A 24,528-nucleotide genomic window follows, 5' to 3' on the forward strand; every position below is an offset into this window, starting at 1 on the left:
CCGCTTATCCTCCCGTCTGCTTCACTTCGCGAAGCTGCCGGTTCAGCTGTGAATGGACCTGAATGGCTTCCCTTACAGCTCCGATGCGGTAGCCGGACGAAGCATAACGAATCTGACTGGCTTCATCCAGCACGACTAGATGAGGGTACCCGGATTCTATGGCAGAAGGACTCCGGAACAACTCGGGCAATGAAGTTGAATCACCTTCTGCTAGATGAACCTGACTTGGAAGCTTCTCCAGTTGGTCATTTCTCAAGTTCGTTGGGTTCCCCGTAGAGCCTGCAATTAATACGACTGGAATATTTCGTTCCGCCAGCTCCACCTTAAGATCGATAAGCTCTTTAATTAAGTGCATCGTCGGTTCTCTCTCAGGCTCGATCCAGGCAGCAAGGATGCCTCGAGCAGTATCAGGTCGCAGATTATTAGACATACTGGCTGCTGTGCCATCCTGCAAGCCCAGTGGAACATTGCTGTCTACCGTCCCCAGAACAGGGATCTCTTCCTCGCTGCTGCGGAAGGTGATATTAACTTGGGTTTCTTTACCTTCCTCCACTTCAAAGTAAGAACATCTTGCCCTCACGGTACCATCTTTGAGACGAACTCCGGTAACCATACGGTAGAAGCCTGCTTCGACTTCCAATGGTTCCGCAAACCAGTCCTTCTCGCCAAACGGAAAATGCAGAGTCACATATTTCCCATGGACAAGCCGAGCGATAGAAACATTCTCATAATAAGCAGCAGCTCCCGTCGTACCTTCTGGTGTCTCTCCAAGGTCTAGACGCAAGGTTCCGATTCGCTTGTTCACCTCATCGTTACTGCCAAGATCCGCATAGATCCAGCTCCCCTTCTGCCAATACTGCGGTTTTCGCTCGTTCGGATGCAGACGAGAGGGAATTCCGAAGCTGCGGCACATGGCAACAAACAGGATAGCGAGGGAATCCTCATCACCAGCCATCAAACGGTAAGTCCCAGCGACTGTACCTTTTCCTTTCAGATTCGGCAGATCTTCGGAGCTCATGTACTGTTCTTTCAGCTGTTCGGCCAGAAGCTCAGGTTGTTCAATAAAGGAGTCCTGCTCTTCCCGGCTATAGGCAGTCTGGAACTGCTCTCTGTATAGACCAAGCATCTCATAAGATACACGCGGACAGAGCACATAAGGAATGAACAAGCTGTCAGGCAGCATATTTCGAAGCGAGAGAGTCCTTCTCAGATGCTCGTGAAGCACAGGACGGAACGTATCAATTAAATCCTTGCTATTGAGCGATTCCAGCAAAATAAGGGGCCACTCTCCGTTCTCGGGAGAGCTTTCATTGAGAAATTCCGCAATTTCGTGACTGTTGCCGCGAGCCTTCTGCATGACTTCCCACACTCTTGACTCTGGTAAACCCAGCTGTTCAGCAAGAATTCTGCTCTCGGCCGGGGAGACAAAGCTGCCTTCAAATGCTGCACGAATAGCAGCACCTTCCTTCATTCGTTCCTGATGCATGGATTCCGCCTGCTCCGTCAGCTCCGGGAGCACCTCGCCTTCCAGCTCAGGAGGAGGAACCAGATCCAGATCCATAACGCCGCTCTCTTGTACCGGTGGAGTGGAAAGACTCAGTACCAGCTCTACCTTGTCCGTTTCGGCAACACTCACCTTGCGCTCCAGCCAGTGATCCTGATATACAGCACGAACCAGCAGATCACCATAGCCTGTCTTGAAGAAGACTTCCCCTCTCTCATCTGTTGTAAGCGCTGCAATCGGATAAAATTCCGCCATGTTATATAATTCAAACCGTACCTCCGCACCCTGCACGGCCGTTCCATCCTGATCCTTGACTGTAACCGCGAGCTCCTTCGCAGGAGCATAGTTCTTAAGAAGATTCAGCTCCGTAAACCACGGCTTGGCTATCGTAATATCTTCTGATCCATGGTAGCTGCCCAGCACCCTTGTGTTCATCAGCATTGAGCGTCGTGCCGGCGGTGTAAACCATCCTTGATTAAGGCGTGCTTCCGGTTCGCATGCACCAATATAATACCAAGTACCATCCGCCCAAGCTTCTACCCAGGCATGATTATCATCACAATGGGCCCACCTCGGCGTATATACCTGACGAGCAGGGATGCCGATGCTGCGCAGGGCAGTAACGGCAAGCGTAGATTCTTCACCACACCTCCCCCGCGCACTTCGAATCATGGTCAGGGGAGAAGCAGTTCTCAGATCGCTGCCGATATAAGTTGCCTTCTCGTAGCACCAGTAATTGGTTTCTAGAATAGCGTCTTTCATGGATAATGAACGGGTTCGATCCGCAAGCTCTGCATAAAATAGGGCCCGGCAATCCTCGATATTTTCGGTATTCACCCGCGCCGGCAACACAAAATGCAGAAATATTTCATCAGGGACCTGCATCCCCCACGGAACCTCTTGCCGGATTCGTAATACAGACCGTACATGACTCAGAAACACCGAGCCTGGAACATCTGCAAGATCCTGCAGCGGGCTGTATGCATACACATACTTCAGCGCCCATTCCTCTTCTATAGACATCGGCTCCTGAAAAACAGCAAATATCTCATCCGCTCTGGTTCTGACAAGCTGCTGCTTCATACGAAGCTGTTTCTCCATATCCTGCATTCTCTCAGGTGTAAGTGAAAATACCGAGGTATGTGTATTCATATCCGATGACTCTCCTTCCACAGTTTACCGTCCTCACGAATAATCCACGTGCCGCTTCCGTCTGCTGCCGCAGCCGTAATTTGGAACAAATGCTTCGCTGCATAAACCTCTGGATTGATATCCAGCTCCGAGGACCAGCCAAGCCGTGTTAAATCCTCCGTATAGCTCCCCGTCTGTTCTGCAAAATTACGCTCCAGGTAGTACAGCTTTCTCAGCTCCCACTTTATCCGTTCATCCTGAGAGATACAGAACACATCTGGACCCCCATCATCTGCAAATACGACATATCCCCACAGCTCAGGATAATGCATATTGATCAGTCCCATAGGGGACCAGACCCAGTTATCCTCCGGGTAAGGCTTGCCCGTATCCGGATGAATCACTTTGCGGTAAGCTCCATCAACAACCTCTGTCTTCCACTCCACCCTGGAGAAATTTACTCTCCAGAACTCACCTGGCAGCGGAGCGCGGTGTTCCTTCGCACATTCCTTCAGACTGGTCCAAGGTATAGCCACTTCAACAGACCATTTGCGGTTTACTGCCTCCGGATTATTGAGCTGGCCGTCAATATGCACCGCAGTTTTCAGCCCTTTCATGTCCCAGCTGTCCAGTGGAGGGCCACCGTCTCGATAAGGCTTGATAAGGAGCAAATCCCACACCGTGTTCAGCGCATTGATCTCAAACTCATAGTACCCGTGACTGTCTCCATCCGGATCAATAAAAATCTCGAAGTCATTGTCATAGAAGATCACCGAGTCACGTTCTGTCAGCGTAGCCCAGATACTGTCCTCCCAGAGCTCAGCCCCTACATAAAAATAGTCATCGTCCCATAGCATCTTCACTCGTGTATCTTGCCTTGGCTGGGGACGGATATCGCCTTCAATATCGACAAACTTATCCGTCCACGCTGCTCTGTCCCAGAATGGCTTGTCGAGTCTTCCGTCAAGTGTCGCCTCCCCCTTCGCACGCTGGCAAATATAATGCTTCGGTTCATACGCTCCGATCTGAGGGACAGGTACCCCGCTTAGTCTCATGATGTCCCCTCCTCTTCCAGAATTCCATCCTGCCAGGCCTGATAAATAAATTGGGAGAACAGACTATTCGACCAGGCGAACCAGGATCTCGTATAATTGTGCGGATCATCGGCATGAAAGCCTTCGTGCATATATCCTGTATCCGCATCTGTTGCTTCCAGCATTTGTATAAGTTCCAGCTTCTCTTCAGCAGACCCCGCAGTGATTCCCTGCATAGACAGTGCCATATGCCAAATAAATCGGTCTGGCGTATGCGGGCTTCCTATCCCCCGTGCATGACTCCCTTCATAATAGAACGGGTTCTCCTTGGAGAGAGCGAATCGGCGTGTATTCTGATAAATCGGATCATCTGAAGTGCAGTATCCAAGATAAGGGATAGATAAGAGCCCCGGTGTTCCTGCATCATCCATCAGACAGTAGTTCCCGAAACCGTCTGTCTCATAGGCATAGATTGGGCCAAACTCCGGGTGTCGATAAATACCATACAACATAATGCCACGGTTAATTTCTGCCTCCAGCTGCTTTAGCTCCGACACAAACTTTGAATCACGGTAGATCCGGTCTGCGAACTCCTGCATATAGCGCAGCACCACAACCGCAAACATATTTCCGGGAATGTTATAGTGAAAATCACAGGCATCATCACTGGAGCGGAAGCCGGACCAGACCATCCCCGTATAGTTGACCGGCATACCGAGTCCCTCATTTGCGAGCGTATCTTCCGGTATTCCATTATGACGCATGAATCGATAGGGAGACCGCGCCTCATGATGCTGCTCCGTACGGAAGAGATCATATATAATCCGCATTGCCGACTTAAACTCAGCATTATAGACCGCCGTATCTCCTGTCTCTTGCCAATAACGATAGGCAAGACGCATCGGGAAGCAGAGGGAATCAATCTCGAATTTGCGTTCCCACACCCATGGGGACATGTCGGTGACGTCCGCTGTGTTCCAATGCCAATCGCTGGCTGATTCATTAAATGCATTCGCATAGGGGTCCAGATGAATGTACTCGACATGCTTCTTAATGAGACCGCTTATTATTCTTCGAAGATCGGCATCCTCCTTCGCGAAGGGTACATAATGAATGACCTGTTCGACTGAATCCCGAAGCCATGATGCCGGTATGTCTCCTGTTATAACAAATGTCGTCCCGTCATCCAACAGCTTGACTGTCGTCTCCAATGTATTCGGGAAACAATTTCGAAACAGCCTGGAGAGCTTGGGCCTGTGGGAGAGCGCCTGCTCCGCCTCACCCAGCACCTGCTGGATAACTTCAGGCAGCGGAATTTTTGGAATGTGTATGCTTGGTAGTTGAAAAGAATCCATGAAAGAATAAAGCTCCTTTCTCGACCGTATCGTGAGGTATCTTAACCATGCAGCCCTAGTACCGCTCACCCATTTAGTTATGAGTGACCACCGCACCAGAACCGCCGTACATTTCAACTTCTTCATCGAACTCCAGCTTGACGACGGTAGTCAGCTCATGCGTATCCTCATGTGTCAGATGAATCCAGGTTGTACCCGGAATTTGAAACCACGGAACTCCGCCATGAATTTCGTACGTCAGCTCCTTGCCCGAATGGAGCACCGATGCCTTCTTGATTTGGTTACACAGCCCTTTGAGACAAATACTGTCCTTCGGATCTCCATGCACAAATAAATAAAGCGTCTTACGATCTGCGGAGAGCGTACTCCCTTCACCGTAGTATCGGCTCATAATTCCTTCCCTTGTCCCGTATACAGCTTCCTCATGAGCTCTGATCCATTTCCCAAGTCCGAGCAAAACAGCCTCCTGTCTGTCGTCAATGGTACCGTCTTCTCTTGGTCCAATACCCAGCAGCATATTGCCGCCCATCGAGATACAGTCACAGAACATACGGACAATCTGATGCAGTGATTTGTAATGCTGATCCGTCGGTACATAACCCCAGGAGGTATTGATCGTCGTACAGAATTCCCACGGTCCTTCCGGACGCGTAATCGGCAGCCCTTGCTCCGGAGTCTTATAATCTCCGTGTCCCGCAAGGCGTGAATTGATAATGACATCTGGCTGAAGGGATTGCAGGTAATGCTTGAATGCAGGCAGATTCCACTGCTCCGCACTCCGTTCCCAATCCCCATCAAACCACAGCAGGTCTACCTGGCCATATCCGGTAAGCAGCTCTTCCAGCTGATGATTGTTGAACTTGAGAAATCGGCTCCACTTCGCCTCGTCCTGAATTCCATTTACCGGATAAGAATACTTATTCACAGAAGCCGTGTCCTCTGGAACCTTGCCTCCTTCGTATACGCTTGGATAATCTGGATGAGACCAGTCGATCAGCGAATAGTAGAGCCCCAGTCTCAGTCCCTTAGCCGCGATTGCATCCGCATATTCCCTTACAATGTCAAGGCGCGCAGGCGTTCTCTTCACTGTATTAAGGTCACTATACTGCGTGTCCCACAGGGCTACACCATCATGATGCTTGGTAGTGAGCACCGCATACTTCGCTCCCGACTGTTCGATGAGATCAGCCCAAGCCTCGGCATCAAACTGGGAGGCTGTAAAGCCGTCCAGCTGCTTCATATAGTCGTCGTAAGTCATTCGTCCGTTATAAAAGGACCACGATTCCGCAACGCCGTCTACTGCATAAATTCCATAGTGAATAAAGATTCCCAGCTTCGCATCCTCAAACCACTTCTGCATATGGATTCCGCACCTCTCGATTTATGAGATTCTGAATACATGAGCGATCGGGGCGGCACCGGTCAGCTCGCCTTCCGGCAATTCAACTTCAATCCCTTCCCCTGTCTTCGTGAACGGGAGACCCTCAGCTCCAGCCACCAGATCAACCCGGGCAATATCCTGATTATTCAGTGGCAGCAGCACCGTGCGCTTAACCTCCTGCTTCTCATCCCCATAGAGATAAAAAGCATAGGTCTGCACATTTTTTTGCGTAAAGTGAACATTACCGATCGAATAGGGCTCACAGACCCTTGTTCCATATATGGATTCTCCATAAGCCTTCAGCCATGCCCCCATTCCCTCAATCCGGGCTATGGCTGTTCTGGACAATCGGCCGTCTGGCTGAGGTCCGACATTCAGCGCCAGATTTCCTCCCTTTGCAACAATCTCAATCAGCATATGAATCAGCTGCCGAACGGTTTTGTAGTCATCGTCGTATCTGAAAGAGAATGAGGTACCCATCGTAATACAGCTCTCCCACGGTACATGGAGTGCTCGTTCCGGCATCGTCTGCTCTGGTGTGATCAGGTTCTCGTATGGTCCTCCCACCGTGCGATCCGCAGACAGGAGCCAAGGCTGTAATTGACGGGCCTTCTCCACCACTTCGCCGATGCGGATATTTTGAACCCTGTAATCGTTAACCCATCCGGCATCCAGCCATAGAACATCGATTCGTCCGTAGTCTGTCATCAGCTCCATAATCTGCTCATGCGTAAACTGTACAAATTCCTCCCATAGCCAAGGGTACTCCTTAGGGTTATAGCTCGGACCCCGTGATGTCTTGTTTCCTCGCTCCATCCCTTCCGTCCAATAATAGGGAGAGTGCCAGTCTGCCTTGGAGAAATAAGCCGAGATGCCAAGCCCCCGCGCACGGAAAGCGTCAAATAGATGCTTTGTAATATCCGCATACTTATGCCTTGAGAAGGGACAATCTCTCCCAGTAATCCGATATTCGGTAGTGCGGGTATTCCACATACAGAACCCATCATGATGCTTCGTTGTAAAGTTCAAATATTTAAATCCATTATCTGCGGCAAGCTCCGCCCATTTCTTTGGTTCAAAACGAATCGGGTTGAAAGTTTTGTTCAGTTCGAAATACTCCCGCTTCATCTCATCACCGTCAATATCCCACTCAATATCGGCACGGGACCAATCCGCATCTTCATCACTAAGAGCCCAGGACTCCACGATGCCAATCTGAGAGTAAGGACCCCAGTGCATCATCAGTCCGAGCTTCTGATCCTTGAACCATTCCAAACGTTCCAGCAATAACGGATCTTCGGGCTTAACCCACTTATCCTCGCTGCTGTAATTATGAACTCCCTGCTCTACGGCAGGTGAAGCTTCTGTCTGCGTCTGATCTTGACTCATCATGTACTCCTCCTATTTAGCGAGATTTGTATGTCCAAATCTTTTTTTTATTGCTATCATGTATAAGAAATGACCATTTCATAGGAAAAGGAGGCGGCATTTCACCTTGAGAATGGACTATTTCAAATCCAAGCTGTTTCTGAAGTACATCCTGTCCTATCTGTTCATTCTGCTAATCCCTCTCGTAATCATGACCGTGTTTATTTATGAAAATGCTGTAGAAACCCTCCGTACTGAAATTGAAAGCTCGCGTCTAGCCCAACTCTCTCAAACGAAAGTAACCATTGATGGCCGAATGAAAGAGCTCAGTGACATTGCTTCACGGATCTCTTATGATGATCGGCTCTCGTCTTATCGTGTGAACAACACACGGACCAGCCCGGAAGCGATTCGCGCTCTGGATCAGTACAAGGCGACCAGTTCCATGATTGATGAAATTCATTTATACTTCCACAACGACAAACGCATATACTCCAGCAAAGGTCTGACTGACTTTGAAGTATTTGCAGACAATTTCAGCTTTGCAAGCTGGGACAAGCCGTCCTTGTATCGTGATCTGAATGAAGTGAAGCATCCGACGGTAAGACCTGCTGATCTGGTAACCAGGACCGGAGGTGTGCAGGACCGCAAGCTGGCCTTCCTCATTCCAATCACACCCAACAGCCTTAATCCTCATGCCACCGTCATGTACTTCATTAAGGAGGCAGAGATAACCAATCTGATCGACTCGATTCTTGGCAACTATCAAGGTCTCACCTTCGTATTGGACGCAGAAGGCCAAGTACTGGCTGCGAATCGTCAAGGTGATACCCTGAGTGAGGAAGCTTCCCAAACCCTGTTTAAAGAAACGGCTCCAGGCATCCATGAACAAACACTAGATGGAAAAGAGCATTCCATTGTATCGGTTCAATCCGAATCCAATGGATGGACTTATATGACGGTCATGCCGAGCTCCCAGTTCTTCAGCAGTGTGATCGATGTCCGAAGCGTCATGATTATGATCAGTGCGCTCGTACTGCTTATCGGAGCTGTCATCGCGCTCGTTCTGGCACGAATGCAGTATCGTCCGATCTCGTCGCTGGTCGAATTCGCATCCTCACGCTATCCTGAGACTCAGAATAATGGAAAGCACAGTTACCGAAACGAGCTGGAGCGAATTCGCTCTGCTCTGCAGGATTACAGCTCCCGCATGGATATACAGGAGCCTTTTGCCCGGAATCACTATCTGTCCACACTGATAAAGGTTGGAAATACCGAGCATCTGTCTCCAGAACTCACACAGCTGTTTGATCTTAATCTAAATAAACAAAGTCTGTTCGTGATGGTTATCGGCTGGAATGAAGCTAAGCCCTCTAATATGGATCATCGCAGCCGTATTATTCATCACCTGGCTCGCTTTGAACTGCCCGAGCTGCAGGCAACGGGTTATGGAGTAGAACTGACACAGCTGGATCAATTCGCTATCATTATTAATTTTGATACCGTCGAAGCACTGGATGAACTGGCGCAAGTGAAGCAGATTACTGAGCAAATACGGAGCATGCTGATAAATACATTTGCCATTACACCCATGATTGGTACAGGCAGCTGTTATCAACATCTTCACGAGCTGAATCAATCTTATATCGAAGCCTGCTCTGCCTTTGATCTGCTCGTACCAGGGGAATTCGGGTCTGTAGCGCTGTTTGCAGACTTATCGAAGACACCAAGCCATTCCTTCTGGATACCGAATCATGTTCAGCTCAAGCTCACACAGAGTCTCAAGCAGGGCAACTATGAGATTGCCTCCCAGATGATCCGCTCGTCCGTGGACAGTCTTACGACTTCCAAGCTGCCGGCCCTTCTCGTTCGATGCATCAGCTTTGATCTATTGAACACGATCTTAAAGACCGCTACCGAGCTGGGAGAGCATCATATGCTGCAAAGAATCGCTCCAGGCATGGTATTCAGCAGTTCTCTTAAAGAGCTGGAATCCGTTCTGCTCTCTCTTGCTTCCCAGGTCTGCACCGAGGTGGAGCAGGATTCCAAACAGGAAGAACAATCCTTAATTGACCGGATTATTGAATATATTGATACTCACTTTACAGATCACAACTTGAGCCTGGATACGATTTCCTGTGAATTTGAAATCTCACCGTCCCATGTCAGCCGTTCGTTCAAGGACAAGACAGGCATCAATTTCGTTCAGTACATCTGGCAGAAACGACTTGATCGAATGATCCACCAGCTGAAGACAACCGATACACCGCTGAAGGATCTCATTCAGGAGGTCGGTTATCTGGATACACCGAACTTTATCCGCAAATTCAAGAAGGAAACCGGGCTTACGCCAGGACAATATCGCAAGCAGCACCGCAGCACCAATAATGATGAGGAAAGCGGCTCCGCCAGCTAGTGTGCGAAAAAAGCCAACATCCGTAAACTACGGTCTTTCGTAGAGGATGCTGGCTTTCTTCTTTTTTCACATTAGAGCAGAGCAAGAATCTGTCTTATTGTCCTGCGGCATTCCATGTATCGTAAACTTCCTGATAAATCTCCTGAATGCGGTCCCCGCCCATCTTCTTCACCTGCTCCACGTAGCTGTCCCAATTGGACATAGGCTCTTCCCCGGTTACAAACTTTGCTTCCATCTGTGTTACATACGTGTTGAGGTCGGAGAGCAGCGCTGAGGCTTCATCCTGCTGTTCATTATTCAAGTAAGCATTCGGAAAAGGCGCTTTACCAATCGGTACGAGCTTCTCCTCATTCTCCTTGTTAATCCAATCATCAAACTCTGTTCTAAGCCCATTGGTCAGCTCAGGTGTGTTATATCCCGGGGTCAGCATGCCGAAGTTCGGTGTGATCGTGCCTCTGTACTCTTCGCGATCTCCACCGCCTGGAACAGGAAGCCATTCTTTTTCATACGTATCCTTATTGGTGTACTTCCACAGTGTTCCTTCAGGGCCTTGGTTAAACAAGGTTTGCCCTTCGATCGTATACAGATAATCAATCCAGCGCATAGTTGCTTCCGGATGCTCATTCACACTGGTAATCGCAAAGGTGCCGTTAGCGGACAGTCCTGGATGCATTCCATAGACTGGAGAACCCTCGATCTCGCTCGCAACCGGAGTCATCAGCGGATTATTCATCGCGTCATTCGGATCTCCACCCAAGGTAAAGTAGGAGTAGTAATCGTTAAAGACCGCAATCTGATTATTCTCGCCTTTAGCTTTTTTCTGCTCAGGCGTCTGGGAGAAGGTCTCATGATCCAACAGTTCCTCTTCCCATAGACGGTTCATGAATTCCAAATAACCCTTGTAGCCTTCCTGCATCGGACTGTAAAAAACTTGATCCTGTTTATCTACATAAACGACCGGATCGTAAATGCCCCAGAAGCCTAGGAAATACATCCGCAGATCATCCAGCTTAACCGACGTCAGCGGAATTTCGTCAGCCTGTCCGTTGCCGTTCGGATCTTCTGTCTTCACTCTCTTCAGAAACTCATACAGCTCCTCCGTTGTACCCGGAAGCTTGTCTACACCCAGGGCTTCCAGCATTTTGCCGTTATACCACATTGGACTGCGGTACCAGACAGCAGCACTGTCGATGAATGGGAGGGCGTATATATGTCCATCAGGTGTTGTAAAGGATTTGCGAATGTCGGGATTCTCATCGAACAATTTCTTAATATTTGGTGCGTAACCTCCATCAATGTAAGGCTCAAGCGGGATAAGAGAACCCTGAGTCCCGTAAGTCACCTGCTCTGCCGGTGTGAGATCCGCTGCATACAGGACGTCTGGCAGATCACCACTTGCAAAGACAAGGTTCTTCTTTGTTGCGAAGCTGTCAATCGGTGTGAGCTGATATTCGAACTTAATGTTCGTGAGCTTCTCTGCTTCCTGCAGGACCGGCATATTACTCCAGTCCGCTACACCAGCATCCTGGGACATCATGGTCATCGTGATCGGCTCGTCCACAATTGGAAAGCCCTCTTTCTTAACGCCAGTCTCCTCCGGGGTACCGGGCTCCGCCGTCTCGCCTGATTCAGAAGGTGAGGTTCCGCATGCGGCAAGCATGCTTGCGGAAAGGATCAAACTGAGAAGAACCGCTGACTTCTTACGAACTCTCTTCATGACAACAACTCCCTTTTCTGATGGTTTATATGGTAACGATCAGCCCTTTACGGAGCCGATCATAACACCCTGTACAAAATAGCGCTGCAAGAATGGATAGATAATGATGACCGGAAGCGTAGAGACGATGATAACGGCATATCGGACGAGCGCTGCTACCTCCGCTTTGTTATTGAGGGCCGTAGCGGATGTGCTGTCCATCATGCCAGAGCCTTGGGCCGACATTTCCTGCAGAACGAGAATCTGTCTGAGCACGAGCTGCAGTGGATATTTATCCGAATCATTGAAATAGATCATAGCGGAGAAGTAGCTGTTCCAGTGTCCTACTCCGTAGAAGAGCGCCATGACGGCAATGATTGGCATCGAGAGCGGTAATATAATTTTGAGAAACAGCTTCAAATTCGAGCATCCATCGATTTGCGCTGCTTCATGAAGCTCACCCGGGATTGTCCCCTGGAAGAAGGTGCGGGAGACGATAATGTTCCATACCGACGCGGCGGATGGAAGAATCAGCGCCCACATGCTGTTGATCATACCCAGCTCCTTGATCAGCAGATAGGTTGGCACAAGGCCTCCTCCGAAGAACATCGTGACCATAAACATCCCCATAAAAAAGTTTCTTCCTACAAAATCTCTTCGGCTGAGTGCATAAGCTGCAGGTATGGTGACCATCAGGTTCACCGCGGTACCAACTACGGTATATAAAATGGTGTTTGCGTAACCTGACCAGATCCGTGTATCCTGAAACACGCGCTGATACCCCTCAAAGGTAATATCTTTGGGAAAGAGCCACATCGCTCCGGAAGCAACGGCTTTTGGATCACTGATCGAAGCACTGATCATATAGACCAGCGGATAAGCGACAACAAGAAATGCAATCGTGACATAGAGATAATTCAGTGCCAGAAAAATTTTGTCTTGTCTCGTTTCTTTAATACCGGTTAGCATTGTCCAGCCCCCTCCTCTACCACAGACTATTCTCACTTGTCCTGCGTGCGATCTGATTGACTACAATGAGCAATATGGCATTGATGACAGAATTGAACAGCCCGACAGCCGTTGAGAAACTGTACTGCGCATTCTCAAGCCCTGAACGGTATACAAAGGTCGAAATGACATCCGAAGATTCCATATTCAGCGGATTCTGCATGAGGAGAATCTTCTCGAAGCCGACGCCGAGCAGACTTCCCATGTTCAGAATGAGCAGAATGGTCATCGTTGGCACCAATACAGGAATGTTAATGTTCCATATCCGCTGCAGCCGGTTCGCCCCATCAATGATGGCTGCCTCATGAAGGCCAGGGTCTGCTGCTGACAACGCAGCCAGATAGATGATCGTTCCCCACCCGGCACTCTGCCATACGCCGGACAGCACATATACCGTCTTAAACCAGGCTGGACTTGTCAGAAAGGCTGGGGCATCAAAACCAAGCCATTCAATAAAATGGATTAGAATCCCCGTTGAAGGTGATAGGAATGAAATGATCATCCCGACCATAACGACCATGGAGATAAAATGAGGTGCGTAAGTGACGGTCTGGGCAAGCTTCTTGAAGCGCTTGTGCTTCAGTTCATTGAATGCCAGCGCCAGAATAATCGGAATCGGAAAACCAACAGCCAGCTCATATAAGCTGATCGTCAGCGTATTCCACATCAAATCCCAGAAATAATAAGAGTCAAAGAATCGAATAAAGTGATCGAAGCCAATCCAAGGGCTGCCGAATATCCCGCGAACCGGATTGTAATTCTTGAACGCAATCTGGATGCCATACATGGGTCCGTAATGGAATATAAGAAAATACAAAAATGCCGGTGCAATAAACAAATACAGCTCCCAGTTTCTCCAGATCTTCTGCCATTGCTTTCTGCTGCTTTTTGGCCTCGACATCGTCTGTTGTCTTCTGACCGTCTTGATCTCCTGCACACAGGTTCGCCTCCTTCTGTCATCACTCATCTTGGTCTTGCGCCAGGGGCAAGCCTCCAAATACAAATCCTGCTATGTCAGTTTTGTTGGCGCAGCTTTAGGATAACGATAGTGGATAAGGCATCATTTCGTAAACATGTCATTTTGGCACACGGCAAAAGCGTTGATATATCAAGGTTTTTTCAGGTTTTGACCAATAATTTACAATTCAAAAATGTGTTATTTTCGCACAAAAGAAAGCGATTACATATGTAAAAACGGAAAAATACCAATAGAAAATGACCGTTTATTTTGATCTAACTTTACATATATTTGACTTCATTTATTTGTAAGCGATTTTACGGTGTAAAAGTAAGTGACATACATACTTAAAAAACAAAAAAAATATCTTCGGCCCGTAATTAACTTAACATGACCGAAGATACTGTCCAAGACTATTTTATTTTTATCGTCTTAATTTCGTAGGGCCGGAAGCTGAGATCAATGACTCGCTCCTGATGATTCAGCACACTCCGTTCTTTCTCCAGTGCATCGGATTCAAACACCTCGCTCAGCTTGGCAGGCCAGGTAAGGCGTGCCTGTCCACTTCCTCCAGAAGCTTCATACATTCTGACAATCCACCCCGTGCCGTCTTCTGCCGGTTTGAGTGTATCCAGAATGACATGCTGACTTTGAAATGGAAGCAATGAATATCTTTCAGGCAAAGTACCGGAAGAAGCATTGGGGCGTGCCTTACTCACCTGAATATCCGTATTCAGCTCCGCTGCCTTGCGAAGCGTCCCTGCCTCCTGCCAGCTTCCTAGATGCGGATATAGAGAGTAGGTAAAGCTATGCTCTCCCAAATCCGCTGTGAGATCCGGCCACTTCGGAGCCCGCAAGAGAGACAATCGAATCGTGCTCTCCTGAATGTCATATCCGTATTTACAGTCATTCAGCAGACTGACACCATATCCATGCTCTGACAGATCAACGAAGCGATGTCCGCATACCTCGAACTGAGCTTGTTCCCAGCTCGTATTCCGATGAACAGAACGCTCAATGGTGCCAAAAGGAATTTCGTAGACCGCCTTGTTCGTCACGACCTGCACAGGGAACGCAACCTTGAGCAGCTTATGCGCTTCATTCCATTCCACATGGGTCTCAAAGTCAATACGCTTGTCATGATGATAAAAAATAACGTCCTGCCGAATCGTCGACTGGCTCAGCTTCCAAGTGAACCGGAATATGTCCTTTACCTTGCCATGACTGAGCAGCTGCCGATGGACAAGTCTCGGATCATCCGCCTTCTGCTCTTCAAACCGAGGGTCGATATCCCAAGCATCCCAGTAGGTCGGCCGGTCATGGAACAGCTCCAATCGGTTGAGCTGCTCTCCAGGCCTTACAATTTCACGTGCAGCTTCCTTATCCCATAGACTCGTTATTTCTCCATTTGCTCCAAATGTGACGGAATAATAGTCCGTTTCCCACTGATCAGGGAATTCTGCGAGTGGAGACGACGCTACCTGTTCCTGAGCAAGGCCGCTCCCGGTTACAATTTCCTTCTCTTTTAACCAAATGGTTCGATAACCAAAGGCTGGAATATCCTTCACAAGCACATGTAGACGCGAAGCTGGTTGTCCCTGCTCCTTCTGCTGATTATCCTGCTCGTGCTCGCTATCCGGCTGATCATCCTGCTCCTCGTGCTCATTATTCGGCTGCTCATTCCATTCATATTGCAGAGCCTGACCTGTCTCATCATAAGGAATCATATTTGCACCATGCACATCAAGGTCCACGATCGCATTTCTGGCCCATCCAAGACTGTTACATACGATATAGGGAATTCCAGCTCCATCAAGTGAAACGTGCTCTGCGATTTGCCGCAAACGTTCAGCTAACACTTCCGAGCCGATGTTAAAAATCTGTTTATACTCCTCAGAAGAGGTATCGTAAGTTTCCGTAATGGCAGAGCCAGGGATGATATCATGGAATTGATTCAGCAGAATCAGCTTCCACCCTTGCTCCAAATTCACGGATTCGATATGACCATTGTTATGCTCTCCCCCTGCCAGCTTACTCAGGCTGTGCCATACTTCAGCCTCTCTATACAGAACTTCTGCCTTTCGGTTAGCCCGTTTATTCCTGGCATGAGTCGTATAGGTACCTCTGTGCAGCTCCAGATATAAATCCCCATGCCATTTGGGAAGCCGGTGCCGGGCCTCTTCCGTCGTCTGGAAGAATGCTGCAGCAGTACTGTACCGAACCTCCGGCTGTCCAACGAGCAGCTCACTGCGGTCAATGTATTCCAGCATCTCCCGGGTTACGCCGCCTCCTCCGTCTCCATGTCCATAGAGAAGCATCTGCTGTGGATGAACAGCCCGCTGCCGATAAGATTGCCAGTGCTCTTCGATATCCTTCGGCGATGTATCCTCATTCAATCCATGATTGAGATAAGAGAGCATCGGTGTACCATCAATACCGACCCATTGAAACAGGTCAAACGGAAATACATTAGTGTCATTCCAGTTCAGCTTGGTCGTCATGAAATAGCGAATACCGCCATGCTGCAGAATCTGGGGCAAGGAGGCACAATAACCAAACGTATCAGGGAGCCACTCGATCTCCGAAGTACGTCCGAATTCTTGTTCATAGAATCGCTGTCCATAGAGCATCTGCCGCATCAGTGACTCACCACTCGGAATATTCAGATCCGGTTCCACCCACATCCCCCCGACCAGCTCCCAGCGGCCTTCTTGAATGCGGCGTTTAACACGTTCATACAGTTCAGGGTCATGCTCCTTCAGGAATTGATACAGGATCGGCTGACTCTGTGCAAATTGGTACTCAGGGTACTCATCCATCAATCGATCTACGGTGGAGAAGGTTCGGCTCGTCTTGCGTACCGTTTCCCTGACCGGCCACAGCCAGGCAATATCAATGTGTGACTGACCGACCATATGCTCTATCCCTTCCGCACTTCCACCGATCTGCTTCACTAGAGCAATGAGCTGCTCCTCCAGCTCCCTTATCCGGCTTCCTTCACGAATGTCGGCTTCACTCATTCCGAGATAGCCATCCAGCGTCCGGTACATCGCTTCACGCAGTCTGACTCTCCGCATATCACTCTCCGCCAGCTGCTGTGCCGTCCCCAGTAGTGTTCGAAGGGTATACATTAAGCTCTGAACTGGACGATTCACCTTTACAAGCAGGCTGGTTATGCTGGAGATCGGTGCAGGTCTGTTCGCTTGATGGTTTAGCGGGTCAATCGGCTCTGGAATCGGATCATAGAGCTCAATCGTTAATTCCAGCTTTGAATTCTTCCCGGCATATGCCGGGTCAAGTGTCACATAGGTATGGTTCCGGTCCAAGCCTTGATAGGAAGCCCCATTGACTCTGAGGAGTCCTTCCCCGCTCCCGGCGCTAAACACAAGGCCAATGCCTTCCTTCCCCCAAGCCTCCGGCCAATTCAGTTCTTTTCTGAACAAATAGGTGATTCCATGCTGACCGGGAAACTTCGTTAGCGTAGTCCCCTCTGGAAGGGTTACTTCCTCATCATATTCACCAGGCTTGTGATACGTTGTGCTCGTCATTCCCCAATCGTTAATCTCTGTACTCTCCAGCCACTGTCTCTCGGATAGTTCCCGAATCATTCTTTGAATTCGCTGCATTTCGCTTAACCCTCCAGTACAGTAAGTTCTGTGGTCAGTGTGTCATCTACATGTCTGCCAATCCTGATGTGAAAAAGTCCGGGCTCAACAACCCGCTTATAATCTGCTCCAACATACTCCAGTTCTCCGCGTCCGATAGGAAACGTGATGCGTCTCTCCTCACCGGGTTCAAGCTCTACCTTGCGGAATCCTTTCAGCTCAAGCTTCGGTCTTGTATACAGACTTGCTGCATCCGAAATATACAGCTGAACGACTTCTGCCCCTCGGCAATCTCCTGTATTCTTTACGATGACTTCGGCTTCGACCGTATCATCTATATACATCTCGGAGGCAGACAAACGGAGATCGCTATATGTAAACGAGGTGTAGCTGAGTCCATATCCGAAGGGATACATCGGCTTACTATCCTCTTCCAAATATCTTCTACCGCGTGAGCGCTTGCCCCGGTAATGTACAGGCAGCTGACCGACATGCTTCGGTATCGAAACGGTCAGCCGGCCTGACGGATTAACATCACCGAACAATACATCGGCTGCAGCATGTCCTCCCTCCTGTCCAGGGTACCAGGCTTCGAGAATAGCATCCGCATGTGCATCGAGCCAAGGCTCTGTTATCGGGCGGCCATTAATATATATCACGATCAGCTTCTTGCCAAGCTTATGAATCTCCTGCGCCAGCTGCAGCTGTACACCGGATAAAGTCAAGGTCATCCGGTCAATTCCTTCTCCACAGTCCATGTCATTCCATGTATCAGTAACGACAGAAGCACCGGTCCGAAGATCAATGGTCCCTTCTCCAAAATCCCTTGCACTCGACCCGCCAAGCACAAGCAAGACCGTATCTGCCTGGGCCGCACAGGCAAGTGCCGCCTCAAAGCCTTCACGGCTGTCCCCTTGAATTCGGCAGCCAGGCGCATATAATACCCGCTCGGGATGATCAGCGAGCTTAGCCTTGATTCCGTCCAGCACTGTCGTTACAGCCCCATCCGGCTGAGGAGATGTATAATCACCCAATTGATTATAGGCTTGATCCGCATTGGGCCCGATGACGGCGATTACACCATGCGTCCTTGACAGCGGCAGAGCCTGGCCTTCATTTTTGAGCATTATGATTCCTTCGGCTGCCACCTGTCTTGCCAGCCGCTTATGCGCTGCGCTGCCGATGACTTCCCCGGCCTTCTTGGGGTCGCAATATGGATGATCGAACAGACCCAGCCTGAATTTCAGCGTCAGTACCCGCCGCACCGCCTGATCCAGTACTTCTATGTCTACCCTTCCTGTCTCCACGGCTTCTCCCAAATACTTCGCAAACATCTCCCCGGACATCTCCATATCAATACCGGCTGTGATCGCTTGGGCTGCGGCAGACAGACCATCCTCCGCGGTATCATGACCCCAGGCCAGCATATTGATTGCACCACAGTCGGTGATGACCATACCGTCGAAGCCCCACTCTGTGCGAAGAATGTCCTCTAGCAGTTCTTTATTCGACGTGCACGGTGTACCATCAATTTCATTGTAAGCCGGCATGATAGAAGCGGCTCCTGCCTCGACTGCACGGCGAAATGGATACAAATCAACTTCTCGCAGCTCACGCATCCCCATATGAACAGGGCCGGCATTTCTTCCGCCTTCCGAGCTGCCATATCCGGCAAAATGCTTCAGTGTAGCCGCAACAGAGGTCTGTTGATCGAGTGAATCACCTTGCAGTCCTTTAACTGAGGCCACTGCAAACTCACCAATCAGATAGGGGTCCTCACCGAAGCATTCTTCGGTTCTTCCCCATCTCGGATCACGCACCACATCAAGCACCGGCGAATACGTCACTGCTCCGCCCTGACTTCTCGTCTCCAGTGCAACAGCACGGCACATCTTGCTGTATAGCTCGGTATTCCACGTACTGCCGATTAACAGAGGGACGGGAAATACAGTTGCACCAATGGCCATATGACCATGAGAGCATTCCTCTCCGAACAAGATCGGAATTCCGAGCCGCGAGTGCTGGATCGCATAACGCTGAATTTCATTGACCGCTTCTGCCCCCAGCTCAGGTGATAGTCCGTTCTCTATCGTTACCTCTGTCCATGGATCTGCCCTGAGAACACCATAGAGTGAGCCAATGCCGCCCTTATGCACCTTTCTGCGAAATTCCTCTGTTAAATTAATCTGACCTTCTGCGTTCTCGTACACTTTCCAGCCGAACGGCTGCACCAATTGTCCGATCTTCTCTTCCATTGTCATTTGCTTCAGCAGGTCTTCCGTACGTTCTGTCACCGATTTTGCTGCATCTTTATAGATCATCATGCCAGCTCATCTCCTCTTTGTCTGTCGCATCAGCATTCACATCAAATCTATTCTTATAAGAGAGACCTTGAGGTCTATCCTTGCGAACACCATATCAGCTTTGATCTGACTGTAGAAGATAAGAGCAAAAATAACATATGGGCCGAAAATAACACACTTGCACGATTGTTGTGGATCCATTCCAGTCAGCTGCTCAAGTACAACTAAATTACGTAACATCCTGGAACGTAAAAAAAGTCCGGCTGTCAGCCGGACTTCAATTTAGATATAGTCGTTTCATGTATACAATTATCTATCAAAAGTTAGCTAAACTATTTCACACCGTTGTACACAAACGCCTTGATGATCGAACGCTGGGCGAAGAAAAAGACGACGAGAATCGGCAGAACCAGAATAAGATTGGCTGCCATAAGAATATTCCAAGTCGCGACTCCCTCCGTCTGTCGGATCTTCGCAATCCCGAGCGGCAGCGTTCTTGCTGTTTCATTCGTCGTCATGACAAGCGGCCAGAAGTAGTCATTCCAGTGACTGATGAAGCTGAACAGAGCAATGGTGATCAGTGCTGGACGTGCCATCGGAATCATCAGCTTCCACATAATCTTCCACTCCTTGGCCTTGTCGAGTCTGGCTGCTTCAATCAGCTCCTCGGGAACCTGTTTAAAGGACTGACGGAGCAGGAAGATGCCAAAAGCACTGGAGGCAAAGGGCAGAATCAGACCCAGATGGGTATTCAGCATGTTCCAGGAGCTGAGCTGCAAATAGACGGGAAGAAAGATCAGCTGGGATGGAATCATCAAGGTAACCATTACAAGTCCGAACAAAATACCCGAGCCCTTGAACTGAAATCTGGCAAAGGCATAGGCTGCAGGGATAATCGTCAGCATTTGCAGAATCAAGATCCCGACAGCGATGAGTACACTGTTCATAAAATAATGGAGAAACGGACCCGAGTTCCAGGCCTGGATAAAATTCTGCCATTGCGGATTATTTGGTATCCAATCCGGAGGAAAGATCATCGTCTCCGGCAGTGTTTTTAGAGATGTGGAGATCATCCACGCAAAGGGCAGTGCGAAGATCAGGACCAGGATCAGCAAGCCGATAACGTTGACGACCTTCAGGACGCTGTTCATTGCGCTCAGCCCACTCCAGCTCTGCTGTCTGCCTGTGTTCCCCGCGGTCTCCCTCGTTCTAGCTGTAGGATCTATTGCATTCACTTCATTTCCTCTCCTTCCTCATGCTTACCGGTAATGGACGCGTCTTGATAACATACGGAAATAAATGATGGTAAGCAAGCCGACAATGATAAGCAGTATGACACCCGCTGCAGAAGCGTAACCGATCTTGAAGAAGCGGAAGCCGTATTCATAAATGTAATAGACGAGTGTATTGGTCGAATTCACCGGACCGCCCTGCGTCATAATGGCAATGGTTTCAAACACCTGGAACGAACCGATCATGCTCATAATCGCCAGGAAGAACAGCGTTGGTGACAGCATGGGCAGCGTCAGCTTCCAGAAGGTCCGCAGCGGCTTGGATCGATCGAGTGCAGCGGCTTCATAGATACTTGGCGGTATGCTCTGAAGTCCTGCGATAAAGACAAGTGTATTAAAGCCGATCCCTTTCCACACGGCCACCAGAATGAGTGACATGAGCGACGTATCCGGATGCGACAGCCAATCCAGCGGCGCCATTCCAAACAGCCCGATAACCCAGTTGAGCAGCCCGTATTCCGGATCCATCAGCCAGCTCCACAGCAGGGAGATGGATACCAACGAGATAATATGCGGACTGAAGATCGCGCCCTGAACAAACCCATAGAACAGCCCCGAGCGGTTAAGCCATAGTGCGATCAACAGTGAGAAGCTGAGTGTCAGTGCCACGGTGGCAAAGGTGTAAATTGTCGTATTCAGAAGAACCTGCATAAACTCTGAATCCGACAAAAGATCTGAAAAATTTTGCAAGCCTACATAATTCTTCGTCGGACTGACAAAATTCCAATCAAAAAAACTAAGATAGATCATATAAAAGATCGGATAAATAAAGAACACACCAAAGATCAATAGCGATGGAGATATCATTCCATAAGGTCTAAGCTTCTCCCAGAAACGAGATGTCATGCTACAGCCCTCCACCGATCGAGATCAATTCCGGAGCATTCGGCTTGGCCCCTTCATGCTCTTGCCTGATTTCATACTGCTTCAGTCTTTGACCTTCGGTATTAAAATAGTACAGACGCTCATACGGAACCGTAATGTTGACTCTGTTATCCGGTACAAGCGGCTCTAGAAAGGTCTTGATTGAGAACACGCCGAATGGAGACCCAATCTGATAGATATTCTCTGCACCCAGACTTTCCCGTGTCATGATCTCTCCATCCAGGCGAAGACCTTCCGAGGAATCCTGTGGATTCAAGAGGGCATGCTCTGGCCGGAAGCCGAAGCTTGCTATGTCCTGTGATTTTCCTTGTGCCGAATGAAGCTTGAATCCCTTGTATGGAAGCACATTCATGGCCGGAGTACCAATAAACTGGGCTGCAAATACGTTAGCCGGATCGTTGTACAGCGTCATCGGCGATGCTGCCTGCTGAATGACGCCTTTGTTCATAATAACGATCTCATCCCCCATAGACATGGCTTCCACTTGATCATGAGTGACATATACAAAGGTCGTGCCGAGCCGTTTATGCAGCTGAATCAGCTCCGTCCGCATCTGGTGACGCAGCTTCGCATCGAGGTTAGAGAGCGGCTCATCCAGGATGAACACCTGCGGCTTCTTGACCATGGCACGTGCCAGCGCTACCCGCTGTCTCTGCCCGCCGGACAGCATCTCCGGCTTCTTCTTCATGTAATCGCTGAGACCCACGATCTCAGCGATATCCTTGATGAGCTTCTCCCGTTCCTTCTTCGGCACCTTCCGATTGACGAGTCCAAACTCGATATTGTCATACACGTTCATTGTCGGGTACAAGGCATAATTCTGAAATACCATGGCCACATCGCGGTTGCCTGGAGCCACTCCGTTGACGCATATGTCATCAATCCAGATCTCACCCTTTGTCTGCTCATCCAGACCTGCAATCATTCGTAGTGTCGTCGATTTACCACAGCCCGAGGGTCCGACGAGGACGGTGAAGGAACCGTCCCGAATCGTCAGATCCAAATCCTTGATAACCTCTTCTTCCTTGAAGAATTTGCTGATTCCCTTCAGCTCAATTCTGCCCATAGTAGAGCCACCTCCCGTTTATTTGCTGAGCAGCGCGTTTGCTTTCTCAGCCGCTTCATCCAGCGCCTGCTGAGGCGTCACATTAGCATCGAGAATTGTTTTTTCAATTGCGCTCTTCATGATTTGTGCAACTTCCGGATAAGCCGTCTCCATTGGACGAGGTCTTGCATATTCAAGCTGATCCACAGCTACTTTATATTGCGGATATTCTTTGTACAGGGACTGCATTTCTTCTGTTTCCAGTGCGGACAGACGAGTTGGCAGGTATCCTACATGCTCACTTTGATAGATGGTGCTCTCCGTCGTTGTCATGAACTTGATGAACTCCCATGCTGCTGCCTGCTCCTCCTCTGTAAGCTTGGACGTCATCACGAGCTGACAACCGCCTGTTGGTACACCATAGGATTTGTTTGCCGGCATGAAGGCAGTGTCGAACTCAAAATTATTTCCTTCTGAAATATCAATTGCTCCTGCTACGCCTGCTGTAGAACCGAATTTGAATGCCGACGTTTGGTTAGCCCAGTCCTTGTCAGCCGTTGCCCCTGCCTCGTCCCCTACCGGGATTTTGATCAAGCCTTCGTTTGCAAGCTTCTTCCAGAATTCCACCGGTTCAACACCTTCTGGGGAATTGAACAGTACCGATTTACCGTCTTCAGCCAAAATTTGTCCTCCGGATTGGGCAACAAGTCCTTCGTAGAACCAAATATCGACCGGCATGGTCATCAGTGAGATTCCTTTTTCCTTAAGTTTACGTCCATATTCCTCGAATTCTTGCCAGTTCTTTGGTCCGGCAGGATCAAGGCCTGCTTCTTCAAGCACAGTTACGTTCATATACATGATCGGTGTGCTGCGCATGAAGGGAAGTCCGTACAGCTTATCGTCTACATAGGCATTTCCCATAAGGCCCGGGTTAAAATCATCCATTTGTACTTCCTCAGCATCCTGCTCTGCTAATGGACCAAGCTCTTGAATCATTCCGTATCTGGCAAATGTTGCAGTTGATGCGATTTCCAGGTCGGAAACGGCAGGTGCATCCCCTGCGGCAAATGCAGCCTGAACCTTGGCATGCAGGTCGTCATAATTTCCTTGGTATTCAGCGATGACTTCAATCTCATCCTGGGATTCATTGAAGCGTTTAACCAGCTCCTGCTTCGCCTCTTCGATCTTGTCTCCGAAGGCATACCAGTATTTGATCTGAATCTTCTCTCCTGTGCCTTCACTTGCACTTGCCGAGCCTGCCCCCGCATTCGTCGCCGAGCTTTCTCCGGATTCACCGCCGCAGGCGGATAGCATAACCGCCATTCCCAGCATGAGTGATAAGAACCCCCGTCTTTTATTTCTTTTCATTTTCTATTTCCTCCTAATCGTTTTAAAGCCGCTCTTGGACATGACAAAAGAAACCTGAACGAAACCATTCAAGGCTCTATACAAGGCCTCTCTGGTCTGTTCAGGTTTCTCCATCACTCCAACCCACTGGCTATTTACTTGTCTATATATAAGTGGATGCTTGTCTCTTCATCCTGCAC

Annotated in this window: 15 protein-coding genes; 1 reads left to right on the top strand and 14 read right to left on the bottom strand. The window is 49.2% G+C overall.

From position 1 onward, the window contains the following. Positions 1–4: 4 nt before the first annotated feature. The 5 genes from BLW49_RS19510 to BLW49_RS19530 form a co-directional block, all read right to left on the bottom strand. Entirely contained in the window at positions 5–2,656 is a 2,652-nt protein-coding gene (locus BLW49_RS19510; protein ID WP_076312189.1) for a transglutaminase domain-containing protein, read from the bottom strand. Further along, on the bottom strand, positions 2,653–3,690 hold the full coding sequence (locus tag BLW49_RS19515; protein WP_090726303.1) for a carbohydrate-binding family 9-like protein: 1,038 nt from the start codon (positions 3,688–3,690) through the stop codon (positions 2,653–2,655). The genes BLW49_RS19510 and BLW49_RS19515 overlap by 4 nt, the downstream gene beginning before the upstream one ends. Next, entirely contained in the window at positions 3,687–5,024 is a 1,338-nt protein-coding gene (locus BLW49_RS19520; protein ID WP_076312191.1) for a glycoside hydrolase family 125 protein, read from the bottom strand. Before BLW49_RS19520 ends, BLW49_RS19515 begins: the two co-directional genes overlap by 4 nt. A 73-nt stretch (positions 5,025–5,097) precedes the next feature. Then, positions 5,098–6,384: an alpha-L-fucosidase gene (locus BLW49_RS19525; RefSeq protein WP_090726305.1), complete on the bottom strand. Its 1,287-nt coding sequence runs from the start codon at positions 6,382–6,384 to the stop codon at positions 5,098–5,100. Between the two features lie 21 nt (positions 6,385–6,405). Continuing rightward, positions 6,406–7,794: an alpha-L-fucosidase gene (locus BLW49_RS19530; protein WP_090726309.1), complete on the bottom strand. Its 1,389-nt coding sequence runs from the start codon at positions 7,792–7,794 to the stop codon at positions 6,406–6,408. Between the two features lie 112 nt (positions 7,795–7,906). On the opposite strand from BLW49_RS19530, the gene BLW49_RS19535 reads away from it, so the two are divergent. After that, the gene (locus BLW49_RS19535) at positions 7,907–10,189 is read left to right on the top strand and encodes a helix-turn-helix domain-containing protein (protein WP_256209845.1); all 2,283 of its coding nucleotides are present in this window, start codon (positions 7,907–7,909) and stop codon (positions 10,187–10,189) included. A gap of 94 nt (positions 10,190–10,283) precedes the next feature. Here the strand turns inward: BLW49_RS19535 and BLW49_RS19540 are convergent, their stop codons facing one another. The 9 genes from BLW49_RS19540 to BLW49_RS19580 form a co-directional block, all read right to left on the bottom strand. Beyond that, entirely contained in the window at positions 10,284–11,906 is a 1,623-nt protein-coding gene (locus BLW49_RS19540; RefSeq protein WP_076312195.1) for an extracellular solute-binding protein, read from the bottom strand. 39 nt (positions 11,907–11,945) lie between these two features. After that, on the bottom strand, positions 11,946–12,854 hold the full coding sequence (locus BLW49_RS19545; protein ID WP_076312196.1) for a carbohydrate ABC transporter permease: 909 nt from the start codon (positions 12,852–12,854) through the stop codon (positions 11,946–11,948). Positions 12,855–12,870: 16 nt separating this feature from the next. Continuing rightward, entirely contained in the window at positions 12,871–13,794 is a 924-nt protein-coding gene (locus BLW49_RS19550) for an ABC transporter permease (protein WP_090726417.1), read from the bottom strand. Positions 13,795–14,264: 470 nt separating this feature from the next. Beyond that, positions 14,265–17,477, bottom strand: coding sequence for an alpha-mannosidase (locus tag BLW49_RS19555; protein WP_090726314.1), 3,213 nt, complete (start codon positions 17,475–17,477; stop codon positions 14,265–14,267). 5 nt (positions 17,478–17,482) lie between these two features. Beyond that, positions 17,483–19,780: a glycoside hydrolase family 3 N-terminal domain-containing protein gene (locus BLW49_RS19560; protein WP_177178799.1), complete on the bottom strand. Its 2,298-nt coding sequence runs from the start codon at positions 19,778–19,780 to the stop codon at positions 17,483–17,485. Positions 19,781–20,091: 311 nt separating this feature from the next. Next, positions 20,092–20,910 (bottom strand): carbohydrate ABC transporter permease, encoded by an 819-nt coding sequence (locus BLW49_RS19565; protein ID WP_047913487.1) that lies wholly within the window; start codon positions 20,908–20,910, stop codon positions 20,092–20,094. A gap of 108 nt (positions 20,911–21,018) precedes the next feature. Continuing rightward, positions 21,019–21,897, bottom strand: coding sequence for a carbohydrate ABC transporter permease (locus tag BLW49_RS19570; protein ID WP_076312198.1), 879 nt, complete (start codon positions 21,895–21,897; stop codon positions 21,019–21,021). Between the two features lies 1 nt (position 21,898). Continuing rightward, positions 21,899–23,002, bottom strand: a complete 1,104-nt coding sequence (locus BLW49_RS19575; RefSeq protein ID WP_076312199.1) for an ABC transporter ATP-binding protein — start codon at positions 23,000–23,002, stop codon at positions 21,899–21,901. Positions 23,003–23,020: 18 nt separating this feature from the next. Then, positions 23,021–24,349, bottom strand: coding sequence for an ABC transporter substrate-binding protein (locus BLW49_RS19580; protein WP_076312200.1), 1,329 nt, complete (start codon positions 24,347–24,349; stop codon positions 23,021–23,023). Positions 24,350–24,528 lie beyond the last annotated feature (179 nt).

The sequence above is a fragment of the Paenibacillus sp. PDC88 genome, from assembly GCF_900106725.1.
GTDB lineage: Bacteria > Bacillota > Bacilli > Paenibacillales > Paenibacillaceae > Paenibacillus > Paenibacillus shunpengii.

Coding starts and splice junctions, on each gene's coding strand:
- BLW49_RS19540 (WP_076312195.1), bottom strand. CDS start 11,906: ATGAAGAGAGTTCGTAAGAAGTCAGCGGTTCTTCTCAGTTTGATCCTT.
- BLW49_RS19575 (WP_076312199.1), bottom strand. CDS start 23,002: ATGGGCAGAATTGAGCTGAAGGGAATCAGCAAATTCTTCAAGGAAGAA.
- BLW49_RS19515 (WP_090726303.1), bottom strand. CDS start 3,690: ATGAGACTAAGCGGGGTACCTGTCCCTCAGATCGGAGCGTATGAACCG.
- BLW49_RS19570 (WP_076312198.1), bottom strand. CDS start 21,897: ATGACATCTCGTTTCTGGGAGAAGCTTAGACCTTATGGAATGATATCT.
- BLW49_RS19565 (WP_047913487.1), bottom strand. CDS start 20,910: ATGAACAGCGTCCTGAAGGTCGTCAACGTTATCGGCTTGCTGATCCTG.
- BLW49_RS19535 (WP_256209845.1), top strand. CDS start 7,907: ATGGACTATTTCAAATCCAAGCTGTTTCTGAAGTACATCCTGTCCTAT.
- BLW49_RS19545 (WP_076312196.1), bottom strand. CDS start 12,854: ATGCTAACCGGTATTAAAGAAACGAGACAAGACAAAATTTTTCTGGCA.
- BLW49_RS19555 (WP_090726314.1), bottom strand. CDS start 17,477: ATGCAGCGAATTCAAAGAATGATTCGGGAACTATCCGAGAGACAGTGG.
- BLW49_RS19520 (WP_076312191.1), bottom strand. CDS start 5,024: ATGGATTCTTTTCAACTACCAAGCATACACATTCCAAAAATTCCGCTG.
- BLW49_RS19560 (WP_177178799.1), bottom strand. CDS start 19,780: ATGATGATCTATAAAGATGCAGCAAAATCGGTGACAGAACGTACGGAA.
- BLW49_RS19550 (WP_090726417.1), bottom strand. CDS start 13,794: ATGTCGAGGCCAAAAAGCAGCAGAAAGCAATGGCAGAAGATCTGGAGA.
- BLW49_RS19530 (WP_090726309.1), bottom strand. CDS start 7,794: ATGAGTCAAGATCAGACGCAGACAGAAGCTTCACCTGCCGTAGAGCAG.
- BLW49_RS19580 (WP_076312200.1), bottom strand. CDS start 24,349: ATGAAAAGAAATAAAAGACGGGGGTTCTTATCACTCATGCTGGGAATG.
- BLW49_RS19525 (WP_090726305.1), bottom strand. CDS start 6,384: ATGCAGAAGTGGTTTGAGGATGCGAAGCTGGGAATCTTTATTCACTAT.
- BLW49_RS19510 (WP_076312189.1), bottom strand. CDS start 2,656: ATGAATACACATACCTCGGTATTTTCACTTACACCTGAGAGAATGCAG.